A 13,586-nucleotide genomic window follows, 5' to 3' on the forward strand; every position below is an offset into this window, starting at 1 on the left:
CCAAGCGTTGGCAATCCCTCTTGAGCCGTTTGTTAGGCCAACCAATTGACACCGACACTTTCACAACCAAAGAACGAGCTTTTTTGTAAACTTGAAACAAACTAACCGATTCATTTATAAACCAAAATCTCAAATCAGCAAAGAAACCAAAAAACTCAAATTTAGCGATTTGGAAGAAAAGTGACGAGCGTAGCATGCTCGGCGGACGTTTGGATGCTGAAGGTTATTTTGCCGCTAAATTCACAACGAAAAGCAACCCAACGCGATCAAGAAACAACAAATATGTGATGACGATTTATTGCTTAATTTAAGCCAGAAAACATAGAATTTACCGTTCAATTCCAACTCGATTTAGCTGATAAAAACTCACTTTGCCTAACGCCCGGCTAAGGGGTTGGCAACGCACCGCCGGACTCAAAAAACACACCGTAAACACTAAACTTCAATTTTGCACTAAAACCGCCAAGCGTTGGCAATCCCTCTTGAGCCGTTTGTTATAAGCAATTTCTAGTTGATCCTCTTGAGATGCTTTTGGCTCACCCAATAAAAAGACGATTTATAACGAATCATAGCCCAACCGCTGACAAATGAATGCACATACACTCTTTGACCTTTACTTAAAGTACCAACAATCTCTTTCGAACCAAATGGATTGTCGCGAACATTTAGTTTGGTAGCAGTTACCTCATAGTCGCCAGCTATTATTTCACTTTGAGATGTATATTTAGATGACTGAACACTAGTAGAAGATTTTGGTGATGTGTAAGTATTTGAGGAGTAAGTGCCTATACGACAAGTTTTCTTCCATGAAATGCATGAGTTTCCACATGGCTGCCCTTTTTTACAGTTCTTGGCTTGAGCGTTGAACCCAAAAGTCAAACCAAGGAACAAAACTAAAAGAATCTTATATTTCACTCTCATTATTCCATAATTGCTTATAACGCCCGGCTAAGGGGTTGACAACGCACCGCCGAACTTAAAAAACACACCGTAAACACTGAACTTCAATTTTGAACTAAAGCCGCCACGCGTTGGCAATCCCTCTTGAGCCGTTTGTTAGGCCAACCAATTGACACCGACACTTTCACAACCAAAGAACAAGGCTTTTTATAAACTTAAAACAAACTAACCGATTAATTTATAAACCAAAATACTGAATCAGCAAAGAGACCAAAAAACTCAAATTGAGCGATTTGGAAGAAAAGTGACGAGCGTAGCATGCTCGGCGGACGTTTGGATGCTGAAGGTCATTTTGCCGATGAATTCACAGCGATAAACAACCCAACGCGATCAAGAAACAACAAATATGTGATGATTATTTATTGCTTAAGTTAAGCCACAAAACATGGAATTTACTGCTCAATTTCAACTCGATTTAGCTGATAAAAACTCACTTTTCCTAACGCCCAATTAAGGTGTGAAGCACGCGACCACAACACTCAACTGAACACCGTAATCACTAAAATTGACCCAAACCGAAAATGCCAAGCGTGCTGAATCACTCTTAAATTGTTTGTTATAACGAATTTTCAACACCAAGTAAGATAGCAAAAAATGCAAACAAGTAAGGCATAAAGTACATTGATAATGAAGGCTCTCTGAGAAAAGTTACGGCTGTAACTACTGCAACCAACACCTTATCCTTTAAACAATCCACTTTACGCGATTCATGTTTTTGCTGTCCATTTTCCCCTACATCAGCTTTACGAGTGTGAGAAAAATAGAAACCTGTACCATGATGGTCAGCCTCAAATCTTACACAATGTTTATCTGGATACCACGATTTTGAATAGTCATCACTGAGTTCAAACTTTTTAACTAGGTATGGATAGCAATACTTATTGACCAACTGACACTGAGCTTCACGATAAAACCCCTCTTTCCACGAACCTTTGTGATTCAGCCAATATCGGTATATGAACCAAAACAATAGCAACCACGCAAATTTGACTAAGACTTCCGGCTTGCTGAATGTAACATTTACAACTTGCAGCCGTATGTTTTCATCGGTGATACTACCTCCGGCAAGGAAGTACAGTATTATGGATATCGAAAGAACCACTAGGTTTCTACGTTCTGGATTATTATCTGATATTGCCAAATTTGACCTCTCGTTATAACGCCCGGCTAAGGGGTTGACAACGCACTGCCGAACTCAAAAAACACACCGTAAACCCTGAATTTCAATTTTGCACTAAAGCCGCCACGCGTTGGCAATCCCTCTTGAGCCGTTTGTTAGGCATTTCCCAACGCATTGATATTATTGCTTAATTCCCAGCATTCTAATGATTCGCCATCACTATCCACAGCAATATTTTTATAAATAAATCCATTTTTGCGAACAACATTGAGTGACGCCGAATTTTCAGAAGAGATTAATGCAAAGACAACTTTGACTAAACCAGATTCAAACGCAATTTGGCAAAGTTTGTTAACTGCAAATGTTGCAATACCTTTGCCTTGAACCCCAAAAGCTACGTTGTAACCGATTTCAACTCGACAGTTGAACGGTGGGTTCTTGAATCCACAACTACCAATTAGCTGGTCATTTGACTTTATAAAGTATGGTAAAGACCAAACTTCACAAATTGAATCACGATAATGATTAAGAGAGCGTTCTAAAACATGATTTGGTGGAATTCCGTCAATTATATACTTGAGCTCAGATTGACCATCACGCAACATTTTTAGCTCACTCTCATTTAGCTGAATGAGTTCCATAATTTCCTTATGCCTAACGCCAAATTAAGGTGTGAACAACGCTAACACCTTAGCTAAACCATTGTGCCATAATCACTAAACTGACTTGAAATGAGAGCGCCGAGCGTTGTGAATCACTCTTAAATTTTTTGTTATGTGGTTCTTTACAGCGGCATTAGTTCCTTCTATTTGACCTTGAATTCATTCTCAGAAATAATACATCTCTCTTTCGAAGAGTGGAGCTTATCAAGCTCATCTACAACGTTGGCTATACTCGCAGCTTTATTTTCTGGGATAATAAAACACCAAATCAAAGCAATTAACCATCCTGCCCACCACAATAAAACACCTAAAACATTTACCAAGGCGATAGGAATCTTATAAGGATGATTTTTCTTTAACGCGATAATTGATGGAAGAAATGCAAATGGGATCAATATCATGAGTATAAGCAACAACGGCCCAGTACCTAACAAAAGCTTTAACACATGCAACAACTGCCAAATCCAGTCATCTGACATAATGAAGACCTCGTAGTTAATAATTAAACTAACAAAATAACACTATGGTTAATCCGATCAATATACCCTTAATTTTGGTACGTCCAAATACCACTGGTGTACGCCACCACATAACGCCCGCCTAAGGGGCTGGCAACGCATTACCACTAAACTCAAACACAACAACTGCAACCACCGTGGCTCATTGGGACTAGAAACGCCACGCGTTGACAGTCCCTCTTGAGGCGTTTGTTATATTCCAGCCACTGGTGCTAATGAACTGTATATCTATTCTCTATACCCGTAATGATCAACCGCAAAACTAAACATGACTTTAATCATAAAAAATGTGCTAACAATTAAGAACCATGTAGGGATAGGCAAAAGCATTAGTACTAATAATCCACTGCACATCAGGCTTGCTGAAATAAATAATTGAAAATGACTTCCTTTCAAGGCATTCACAACTAGTGCAGATATTATTGTGTAAGCCCAAATTAGGAGTGCATAGTCCAAAGGAGCAGAAAGGAGCCACGCAATCGCCAATATATGGATATGTATGGCAATAAACAAAAGACGGCCTTTAGGTCTTTCTGAATAAAACTTGTTCGTTCCTCGGCTAAAATTCGCGATACAACCAGCTAGCACATCTGCGACTAGAACAAACCCTAATACTATCATCCAGATATTTTCATGAGCTATAGGTCGATATAGCTGAAGATAAATTAACAAACTGCCCACGAGTGCAAACATCGCCGTACATGTAATTTCAATTAATGATTGCTTTTCGCCAAACACCTCGTGAAGAGACTTGGGAATTACAAAATATTTCATATTCATCCTTAATACTTCAGCTAGATTTGACTCAGGAATATAACGCCCGGCTAAGGGGTTGGCAACGCAGCGTCGAACTCAAAAAACACACCGTAAACACTGAACTTCAATTGTGCACTAAAACCGCCACGCGTTGGCAATCCCTCTTGAGCCGTTTGTTAGGCCAACCGATTGACAACAACACTTTTAAAACCAAAGAACAAGGTTTTTTTACCAACTTAAAACCAACTAAACGATTTATTTATAAACCAAAATGCTGAATCAGCAAAGAAACCAAAAAACTCAAATTGAGCGGTTTGGAAGAAAAGTGACGAGCGTAGCATGCTCGGCGGACGTTTGGATGCTGAAGGTTATTTTGCCGATGAATTCACAGCGAAAAGCAACCCAACGCAATCAAGAAACAACAAATATGTGATGACGATTTATTGCTTAAGTCCAGCAATGATGGTATTCACCGTTCAATTCAAACCCGATTTAGCTGATAAAAACTCATTTTGCCTAACGCCCGGCTAAAGGGTTGACAACGCACCGCCGAACTTAAAAAACCACTGTAAACACTGAACTTCAATTTTGCACTAAAGCCGCCACGCGTTGGCAATCCCTCTTGAGCCGTTTGTTATGCAAATTCAATGAGACAAACTGATCTTTACACGACCAAAAGCCACAATTGCAATGGTAGAGTGATTCAAGAATCAACCCAAGTAAGAACTGCGATAAATAAGCTGCCAAAACAAAGTCCACCTTTCGACAACAAACCAAGCTTTTGGATCAGGCAAACTCAACGAGCGAAAACTTCAGCAAGTACAAAATGCTCGATAAACTTGCCCTTTCCACACTTTGCACCCGCTAAATTCACAACACGCCAGCGCTAAAGCTGATTGAGGCAAACAAAGAAACTTGCCTGTTTTACGGTTTGAGTTAACCACGAATTTAAGGGTAAAAGTGCTCATTTGCCGACAACACAAAACGAATGGCCGGAGAAATCTAAAAAGATTGAACCCCTAAATTTACCTGAGTTGCATAACGCCCGCTTAAGGGGCAGACAACGCAACTACCAACTTACCGCATAACACCGTAATCACAAAAACCAACGCATAGTGAAAATGCCACGCGTTGGCTGTCCCTCTTGAAGCGTTTGTTATGCATTACAAACCACCGGCTAAATCCAGAAAGTTACCTGTAGAAAATGATGATTTTTCAGACGCTAACCAATAAATGGCCTCAGCGACTTCATCAGGCAAACCACCCCGTTGCATTGGAATTTTATTTTTGAGTCGTTCTATACGGTCAGGCTCTCCACCGTCAGCGTGCATATCGGTATAAATCAATCCTGGGCGAACACAGTTAACTCTGATACCTTCCGCGGCAACTTCCAACGACAGACCTTTTGTTAACGTGTCAATTGCACCTTTTGACGCTGCATAATCGATGTACTCATTCGGTGAACCTGTTCGAGCGGCTCCCGAAGAAACATTAACTATGACACCACCGAGACCACCATGACGAGTTGACATTCGTTTCACTGCTTCACGACAACACAAGAAATAACCTGTCACATTGTTTATGAGAATTGAGTTAATCCTCTCTGCACTCATTTCGTCTAAGCGCATCTGCTTCTTTAAGATACCAGCATTGTTGACAAGAACAGAAACAACACCAAGCTCTTGGTCAACGGTTTCAAACAGTTTAACAACATCACCTTCTTTGGAAATGTCAGCTTGAACCGCAATACAATGACCACCTAACGCTTTGATTTCTTCAACGAGAGTATTAGCAGCCTCAGCATTAGATTTGTAATTTATGCATACGGAAAAACCGTTTTGAGCAAAAAGCTTTGCTGTCGCCGCACCAATCCCTCGGCGACCGCCAGTAATAACAACTACTTTTCGAACGCTCATTATTCATCCTTTTAACGCTGAATTTGATGTAATGCATAACGCCCAATTAAGGGGTGAACAACGCCTCCACCCAGCCTAAAGCATTGTGCCATAAACACTAAATTTGAAGTAGAAGCAAAAATGCTAAGCGTTGTGAATCCCTCTTAAATTGTTTGTTATGTGAATTTCACCGTGAATTCAAAGTAAACCACCGTAGAAATAAAGAAATTTGAATAAGTTACGTGCAAAAACGATGCTTACCAAAACCTAAATTTCACAGCGATTTGAGCCAAAGGGAACCACTTGCAGGACCAACAACAAAGAAAGCGCCCTTTCACCCACAACCAAACCTTTTGCATCTACAGACTTTCAGAGCTGAATGTCAGCAAGCAAATCAGTCAAAAATGCATTTCAATTAAAGCGATTTGAAACTGACGAAACTCAACACAAACCAGATCCAAAATTCAAGTGAGGCAACCCAAGAACCTTGAAAACGATCAATCTCAAATTGTTCAAGAATCCATTTCGACTAAGCCAACTTGCCGATGACACGGAACGAATTCTCAATGAAATCGTAGATTTAACCTTAAAAACTCATCCAACACATAACGCCCGCCTAAGGGGCTGGCAACGCATTACCACTAAACTCAAACACAACAACTGTAACTACTGCGGCTCAATGGGACTGGAAACGCCACGCGTTGACAGTCCCTCTTGAGGCGTTTGTTAGCACTCTAATTTTTAACCCATTGTCGAGTTAACATCTGCATACTTTTCCCGACTAACACAATAACAACTGCACCTAATAAAACAGGTGTGAAAAGAAAACTCCAACCTTGCCCAGAAAGCATAATCAATAGTGGGTTAGCTCCAGCAGGTGGATGTGTCGTTTTCGTAATCAGCATTGCACTAACAGCAAGCCCGGTTGCTACAGCTAATGATATCGCTGACACACCAATATATTGAGTAAAAATCACCCCGATGAAAGCGGTTATCAAATGTCCGAATATCACATTTTTAGGCTGAGCAAGAGGACTATTCGGAACACCAAACACAAGAACTGCAGTAGCACCAAAGGGAGCCATAAGTAAAGCAACATTACCCATTGTTGAATCAAGAAAGGAAAGCATCCCTATTGCTAAACAGGCCCCAATGCCCGCCAAAATCGACATGAACAAACTGTGCATATAAACATCTCCATCAAGTAGACCACTCTGTCTACAAAATCAGAGTAGACAAAATGGTCTACCATTGTCAATATGACTTTAAAGGAGATATGAAATGAACCCAAAACGTCAATTGCTGATAGATACTGCACTAAACCTTTTTTATAAAAATGGAATCAATTCTATTGGAATAAATGAGGTCATCAGTGTTTCTGGTATTGCAAAACGAACTCTCTATTCTCATTTTGAAAGTAAAGAAGCCTTAATTCTTGCTGCTTTACAAAAACGGCACGAAATATTCACTTTTTGGTTAGAGCAAAAACTATCTGGCTCTCAGTCAAACCAAGAGGTTATTCATCGACTATTTTCAGCACTAGCCAATTGGTTTCAAAACAAAGAAAGTATGTTAGGTGATTTTCGAGGTTGTTTTTTCATTAATACATCTGCTGAATTTAGCGATATCAACAGCGAAATTTTCCGTTTCTGTAACCTCCACAAAGAGCATGTTAGACAAATTATTAGCTCTCATCTCAAAAGTAGAGATGATTCGTTGCTTGATGCTATTTGCATAATGAAAGAAGGTGCCATCGTAACAGCCCACTTGTCTAGAGATGGAAAAGAAATCACATCTAAATGTATTGAAATGCTCAAGAAATTTGAGTGCTAACGCCCAATTAAGGTGTGAGCAACGCTACTACGAAACGTAACCATACCACTGTAAACACGAAACCCAACGATGGAATGAAAGTTGCCATGCGTTGGGAATCACTCTTAAATTGTTTGTTAGTTGTATTGGCGACAATAAAAAGCTAATTACCCTGAGATATATTCCAATAGCTCTGCTGCGGCTGCATTTTTCATCAATCGCGCTCTAGCAGGTCCAACATTGTAAATGCTTTCGATTAGAGTATCTTCTGTCATCTTATGTAGCTCTTCGATTGTGTTTATACCAGCTCCCTTTAATTTGTCTTTTTGCCATTGCGTTAATAGCACCAAGACGTCAATTGGCTTTTTAAGCATTGATTGAAGAGATGTTTCATACTGCTGTTCATCATCAATGTGCAAAACATTTTCACTCCCACTATACGACGAGTGATTTTTGCCAAATTCAGGATATTTACTTAGCAACAAATTCTTGTAAAAATTGTAGGACTCAGAATGTGGACTACTCTCTAAAGATATCATACAACCATATTTAATCTCGTACCTAGCACCTAACTCTGCTCGAGTTGCCCTAATTGAGCTATTAATTTTACGAATAATCCCTGTATAAGTTAGAAGCCGCAACGCTTCTTTTACTGCTTCAGGAGCATCTTTATGCACCCAAAAATAGATGGTTGATTCCTCTAACGATTTTTCTTTTCTAGTTGCGTTATAATCATTCACTCTTGGTATTACTGATTTTTCGATAAAATCTCTACCCCAGTCAATTATTGCCTGATGCCCCTTATATTTTTCACCTAGCTCTGTATGCTCTTCCCATATTTGACTACGATAAAATGACTTAATAACAGCATTCACATTGTTTGCAGTCAACTTGCTAAGATCTTGAATAGTCCTTAAGAGCATTCTAGGGTTGCCGCCGCTAGATAGAGCTAACGTATTAAAGAGCTCTTGGTTTGTTTCGATATCTCTCTTTAGTTTATCATCTGCTTGCTTAAGTACAATGCCCTTAAAGTATTCTAAATAGTCTGAATCTTTTATACTTCTTTCAAGTTTTTTGTATATACAATCATGTATAAGCTCAAATGACTCACCAAAATGAGTAACGCCTGGATATATTGCAGCGTTGCAAGTTATATACGGTGATCTTAAGTCTTTAAAAAGATTAAAAAACTGTCTTTGTTGTTCAGGTCTAAAAACGTGTGCCGCTTCATCGAAAAAGAAGATAATTCTAGTTAAGCCATTTTCTTCACAAATTATCTCTATTGCTTCTTTTACATCTTCAATATCAGGAAGACTAGAAATATCAATATTAGACGTACCTTTATAGGAATCCTCAAAGAGTTTAACAATTTCTTTGAGCTCTAATTCAACAGCGTCTTCTGTGTCACTTTCATCATTGCTCAATAATTTTGCAGTTAATCCAGATACAACTAACCCTTTACGCCTTAATTTATTTAATAAATACTTTAGGGTTTTTGCGAGCATCCAGTGATAAAACTGTAAATTGTCTTCAGTTCGTATCAACGAACTCATATTAAAAGGAACAAACACTGATATAATAGAGGGGTCATCTTGCTCCATCTGAAGCTCAGCAACCCTCATTAAAAATGACTTTCCCGTTCCTCGAGAACCTTCAAGTAAACAAGGCTCATTTGACTTTAGGGCGGTAAGGATATTCTCATCAGATGGGCTTACCACTGATAAATTAAGTATATCCGTTTGCTTAATACTTTCCGTTCTTAAATAAAATCCGCTCATAATATATTACTATTCTCTACCAAAGAGTTCTCTAATTCCTGAGATATGATTAAATTGTTCCGTAACAAACTGAAGAGATTCTCGCTCAGTTTCTGACATTGATTTGGCGTAACGACAAATCAATGTAAATAAAATAACATCGCACACTTCTTCATACTTACTAGAATAAAAGTCAAATAATGAACTGTTATACTCTATTGTCATACCTTCATTCCATGTCTCATTATTTCCATGGACATATTCAGATAAACTACGATAAGTTTTCCGTGCTTTGTTGCGATACTCTGCCATAAACGAGTCACATTCAACAAAAAAAGCTCTCGAATACCTTTGAGATAAAACCCCGGATTCATCATCAATTAATTTTGACCATTTTATATCGGCTCGTCCGTCAAGCCATTCATTCAATTCAAGCTTATTTGCAGAGAAATATGTGGCTGCCAAACCCATTTCGAAAGCAAGCCTAAGAGAAGTAAAAGCTTGTCTATAGAGCCCTAAAACTAAGTTTAAGTTAGCTGATTCCAATTGCACACTAACCTTGGTTAGTATACCTTTTTCTTGAGGGTCACTAAGCGTTTCAGATAATTCATAGATACAAGAAGCTAAGTGATGAAAATCACCTAGCTTTTGCTTGTTTTGTAACGATTGGTCAAAAATCGCTTGGGATTTATTATTCAGTTCAGTTAAGTATGTCGTAATGTCCATAGGTATTCACAAGTGTTTGTTGTCAAAGCTCTTTTGACAAGGACCATCTTTAAGGGGCATCATACTGGTAATTGCTCCAAAATCCTAGTTGCATAACTCACACTGATACAAACTTGTAAAAGCTCACGTCGTTCGTGATACAACTAACGCCCGGCTAAGGGGTTGACAACGCACCACCGAACTTAAAAAACACACCGTAAACCCTGAACTTCAATTTTGCACTAAAGTCGCCACGCGTTGGCAATCCCTCTTGAGCCGTTTGTTATGCAAATTCAATGAGATAAAATGAATTTACACGACCAAAAGCCACAATTGCAATGGTTAAGTGATTCAAGAACCAACCCAAGCAAGAACTGCGATAAATAAGCCGCCAAAACAAAGTTCACCTTTCAACAACAAACCAAGCTTTTGAATCAGGAAAACTTAACGAGCGAAACCTTCAGCAAAAGCAAAATGCTCGATTAACTTGCCCTTTCCACACTTTGCGCCCGCGAAACTCACAACAAACCAGCGCTAAAACTGATGGAGGCAAACAAAGAACCTTGCCTGTTTTACGGCTTGAGTAAACCTCAAATTTTAGGGTGAAAATGCTCATTTGCCGACAACACAAAACGAATGGCCAGAGAAATCCCAAAAGATTGAGCCCCTAAATTTACCTGAGTTGCATAACGCCCTGTTAAGGTGTGAGCAACGCAATACTGATGCTGCCGCATACTACCTTAATCACTTAAACCAACGCATGGTGAAAATGCCACGCGTTGCGAATCACTCTTAAACAGTTTGTTATGTGAATTCTCGATTGAAACGCCGAACTTTTGTACGCATATTTTTCATAGATGATGATGTATTAAACTGAATCATGCGCCCCAAAGTCCATTGTTCATACCACGCAACACCATACAAATCATGGTCACTTAAGCTTGAAATGAGTAAAAGTATCTCGTTAACTGTAGATTCAAGCTCAATGAGTAAATCATCATATTTCCACTCACAGTACTCTTCGTGGAAGCTTTCAGCGAGTAAGCCTAATTGGTTCCATTTATAACCAGTTTCCGGGAAATCAACATGTTGGTTTTGAGATCTTAAGTCATACCATTTAAGAACGAGTTTTCCCCAACCAATCAAGTAAGCCACTGTATCACTAACGCTAATGACTGTACCTTTGACGTTTCCCTCTACTCCAGATTTGCGAGCTTTACTTTCCGGAATTGAACGATAGTCAGCCATGAGTTTCGGAAATATTGAGTTTATAGCTAACTCTAATTCATCCTTATTTTTTGGCACAGAAGACATTTTGATCTCCATTCACATAACGCCCGGCTAAGGGGTTGACAACGCACCACCGAACTCAAAAAACACACTGTAAACGCTGAACTTCAATTTTGCACTAAAATCGCCACGCGTTGGCAATCCCTCTTGAGCCGTTTGTTATGCAAATTCAATGAGATACACTGAATTTACACGACCAAAAGCCACAATTGCAATGGTTGAGTGATTCAAGAACCAACCCAAGCCAGAGCCATGATAAATAAGCCGCCAAAACAAAGTCCACCTTTCAGCAACAAACCAAGCTTTTGAATGAGACAAACCCTACAAGCAATACTTTCAGCAAGTGCAAAATGCTCGATTAACTTGCCCTTTCCACACTTTGCGCACGCTGAATTGACAACAAAGCAGCGCCAAAACTGATTGAGGCAAACAAAGAACCTTGCCTGTTTTACGGTTTAAGTTAACCACGAAATTGAGGGTGAAAGTGCTCATTTGCCGACAACACAAGACGAATGGCCAGAGAAATCCCAAAAGATTGAACCCCTAAATTTACCTGAGTTGCATAACGCCCGGCTAAGGGGTTGACAACGCACCGCCGAACTCAAAAAACACACTGTAAACACTGAACTTCAATTTTGAACTAAAGCCGCCACGCGTTGGCAATCCCTCTTGAGCCGTTTGTTATGCAAATTCAATGAGATAAACCGAATTTACACGACCAAAAGCCACAATTGCAATGGTTGAGTGATTCAAGAACCAACCCAAGCAAGAACTGTGATAAATAAGCCGCCAAAACAAAGTCCACCTTTCAACAAGAAACCAAGCTTTTGAATCAGACAAACTCAACAAGCAAGACTTTCAGCAAATGCGAAATACTCGATAAACTTGCCCTTTCTACACTTTGCGCGCGCTAAATTGGCAACAAAACAGCGCTAAAACTGATTGAGGCAAACAAAGAAATTTGCCTGTTTTACGGCTTGAGTTAACCACGAATTTTAGGGTAAAAAAGCTCATTTGCCGACAACACAAAACGAATGGCCGGAGAAATCTAAAAAGATTGACCCCCTAAATTTACCTGAGTTGCATAACGCCCTGTTAAGGTGTGAGCGACGCAATACCGATGTCGCCGCATACCACCTTAAACACTAAACGCAACGCATAGTAAAAATGCCACGCGGTGCGAATCACTCTTAAACAGTTTGTTAGGTTTAGCCAACTATAATTTCGCGAACAATATTATTTTTTTTAGCCAAAACATTGGCTAGCTTTGCTACTGATATTTTACCTTTATCTATCGACGCCTTCTCCTCATATGAAAGGAACAATATACCATCTTGACTTCTATTTTTAGACTTATTGACCACCCGAATAATTTTGTTTACTTCAAAAACTATCTCTTCCAGCTCAGACTGAATATCGTCAGAATATCCAACCAATGGCTTGGCACATATTTTCCCTTCCTTAACCTCACCATTATAAATTATTTGAACAATCTCTTTTAGACCGACCACCATATCATGATAACAGCCTTCAATATGAGTCATATCTTTTATTGCGCTTCGATCAATTACGCTCAAAACCACCTCAAGACAGTGTTTATCATTTAGCGGAGACAACCTATGAAATGGAATTTCTCTTTGCAAGATTGTGTTGACATTGACGATCCTTTCGTAACTTGAAGCTTTAATTTTGTTTATAAGGTATTCAACACTTACAATCTTAGCTTTAGGTGTCTTCGTTCTAGTTTTTGTTAAAAAACCAAAGACAATTAACTCATTATATTTCATGCCATGTTTCTCATACATTTCGACTGTATGATTTACTTTTTTCATATTAGCATTTGTCGTAACTTGTACTGCTATCCCTTCATCTTCATTCAGCAAGTCAATCGCCGGGTAATTATGTTCAAAGTCATTCAAGTTTATATATTGAGAATTATCAAGGACTGTTAAAGTTTCCTTCACCACCACTTCAATACTAAATGAAATATCATTAAATGACTGTTTAACATTATTTTCGATGTATCTTTGTAAGAATGTAATTAGATCGATTGATTTCTTAATTTCTAATTCTTTAGACATACTTTTTCCAATTAATGTTCAAAAAAACCT

The 13,586-nt window shown here is 39.0% G+C and carries 13 protein-coding genes; 2 read left to right on the forward strand and 11 right to left on the reverse strand.

What is annotated here, in order from left to right:
• Positions 1-507: 507 nt before the first annotated feature.
• The 5 genes from AACQ79_RS07430 to AACQ79_RS07450 form a co-directional block, all read right to left on the reverse strand.
• Entirely contained in the window at positions 508-915 is a 408-nt protein-coding gene (locus AACQ79_RS07430; RefSeq protein ID WP_170899740.1) for an SH3 domain-containing protein, read from the reverse strand.
• Positions 916-1,516: 601 nt separating this feature from the next.
• Positions 1,517-2,101, reverse strand: coding sequence for a hypothetical protein (locus AACQ79_RS07435; RefSeq protein ID WP_170899741.1), 585 nt, complete (start codon positions 2,099-2,101; stop codon positions 1,517-1,519).
• A gap of 134 nt (positions 2,102-2,235) precedes the next feature.
• On the reverse strand, positions 2,236-2,721 hold the full coding sequence (locus AACQ79_RS07440) for a GNAT family N-acetyltransferase (RefSeq protein WP_170888461.1): 486 nt from the start codon (positions 2,719-2,721) through the stop codon (positions 2,236-2,238).
• A gap of 164 nt (positions 2,722-2,885) precedes the next feature.
• Positions 2,886-3,221, reverse strand: a complete 336-nt coding sequence (locus AACQ79_RS07445; RefSeq protein ID WP_094165683.1) for a superinfection immunity protein — start codon at positions 3,219-3,221, stop codon at positions 2,886-2,888.
• A gap of 267 nt (positions 3,222-3,488) precedes the next feature.
• A complete protein-coding gene (locus AACQ79_RS07450) occupies positions 3,489-4,034 on the reverse strand; it encodes a hypothetical protein (protein ID WP_170899742.1) in 546 nt (181 codons plus the stop codon).
• Between the two features lie 321 nt (positions 4,035-4,355).
• On the opposite strand from AACQ79_RS07450, the gene AACQ79_RS07455 reads away from it, so the two are divergent.
• Positions 4,356-4,547 carry a hypothetical protein gene (locus tag AACQ79_RS07455; protein WP_170899739.1) on the forward strand — a complete coding sequence of 64 codons (192 nt, stop codon included), beginning with the start codon at positions 4,356-4,358 and terminating at the stop codon, positions 4,545-4,547.
• A 632-nt stretch (positions 4,548-5,179) separates the two neighbouring features.
• On the opposite strand, the gene AACQ79_RS07460 is transcribed toward AACQ79_RS07455, so the two are convergent.
• Positions 5,180-5,932 (reverse strand): SDR family oxidoreductase, encoded by a 753-nt coding sequence (locus AACQ79_RS07460; protein ID WP_170899743.1) that lies wholly within the window; start codon positions 5,930-5,932, stop codon positions 5,180-5,182.
• A 713-nt stretch (positions 5,933-6,645) separates the two neighbouring features.
• A complete protein-coding gene (locus AACQ79_RS07465) occupies positions 6,646-7,098 on the reverse strand; it encodes an HPP family protein (protein WP_170899744.1) in 453 nt (150 codons plus the stop codon).
• 94 nt (positions 7,099-7,192) lie between these two features.
• Between AACQ79_RS07465 and AACQ79_RS07470 the strand changes: the two genes are divergently transcribed.
• Entirely contained in the window at positions 7,193-7,744 is a 552-nt protein-coding gene (locus AACQ79_RS07470) for a TetR/AcrR family transcriptional regulator (RefSeq protein ID WP_057645667.1), read from the forward strand.
• 146 nt (positions 7,745-7,890) lie between these two features.
• Here the strand turns inward: AACQ79_RS07470 and AACQ79_RS07475 are convergent, their stop codons facing one another.
• The 4 genes from AACQ79_RS07475 to AACQ79_RS07490 form a co-directional block, all read right to left on the reverse strand.
• Positions 7,891-9,501, reverse strand: a complete 1,611-nt coding sequence (locus AACQ79_RS07475; RefSeq protein ID WP_212756431.1) for a hypothetical protein — start codon at positions 9,499-9,501, stop codon at positions 7,891-7,893.
• A 9-nt stretch (positions 9,502-9,510) separates the two neighbouring features.
• On the reverse strand, positions 9,511-10,206 hold the full coding sequence (locus AACQ79_RS07480) for a hypothetical protein (RefSeq protein WP_170899745.1): 696 nt from the start codon (positions 10,204-10,206) through the stop codon (positions 9,511-9,513).
• A 783-nt stretch (positions 10,207-10,989) separates the two neighbouring features.
• Positions 10,990-11,499, reverse strand: coding sequence for a ClbS/DfsB family four-helix bundle protein (locus AACQ79_RS07485; protein WP_170899746.1), 510 nt, complete (start codon positions 11,497-11,499; stop codon positions 10,990-10,992).
• 1,184 nt (positions 11,500-12,683) lie between these two features.
• Positions 12,684-13,556: an SMEK domain-containing protein gene (locus AACQ79_RS07490; RefSeq protein ID WP_170899748.1), complete on the reverse strand. Its 873-nt coding sequence runs from the start codon at positions 13,554-13,556 to the stop codon at positions 12,684-12,686.
• Between the last annotated feature and the right edge of the window lie 30 nt (positions 13,557-13,586).

Source organism: Vibrio sp. 3-2(1), assembly GCF_963887575.1.
Lineage (GTDB): Bacteria > Pseudomonadota > Gammaproteobacteria > Enterobacterales > Vibrionaceae > Vibrio > Vibrio anguillarum.

Coding starts and splice junctions, on each gene's coding strand:
- AACQ79_RS07450 (WP_170899742.1), bottom strand. CDS start 4,034: ATGAAATATTTTGTAATTCCCAAGTCTCTTCACGAGGTGTTTGGCGAA.
- AACQ79_RS07470 (WP_057645667.1), top strand. CDS start 7,193: ATGAACCCAAAACGTCAATTGCTGATAGATACTGCACTAAACCTTTTT.
- AACQ79_RS07475 (WP_212756431.1), bottom strand. CDS start 9,501: ATGAGCGGATTTTATTTAAGAACGGAAAGTATTAAGCAAACGGATATA.
- AACQ79_RS07485 (WP_170899746.1), bottom strand. CDS start 11,499: ATGTCTTCTGTGCCAAAAAATAAGGATGAATTAGAGTTAGCTATAAAC.
- AACQ79_RS07465 (WP_170899744.1), bottom strand. CDS start 7,098: ATGCACAGTTTGTTCATGTCGATTTTGGCGGGCATTGGGGCCTGTTTA.
- AACQ79_RS07455 (WP_170899739.1), top strand. CDS start 4,356: ATGCTCGGCGGACGTTTGGATGCTGAAGGTTATTTTGCCGATGAATTC.
- AACQ79_RS07460 (WP_170899743.1), bottom strand. CDS start 5,932: ATGAGCGTTCGAAAAGTAGTTGTTATTACTGGCGGTCGCCGAGGGATT.
- AACQ79_RS07490 (WP_170899748.1), bottom strand. CDS start 13,556: ATGTCTAAAGAATTAGAAATTAAGAAATCAATCGATCTAATTACATTC.
- AACQ79_RS07480 (WP_170899745.1), bottom strand. CDS start 10,206: ATGGACATTACGACATACTTAACTGAACTGAATAATAAATCCCAAGCG.
- AACQ79_RS07440 (WP_170888461.1), bottom strand. CDS start 2,721: ATGGAACTCATTCAGCTAAATGAGAGTGAGCTAAAAATGTTGCGTGAT.
- AACQ79_RS07445 (WP_094165683.1), bottom strand. CDS start 3,221: ATGTCAGATGACTGGATTTGGCAGTTGTTGCATGTGTTAAAGCTTTTG.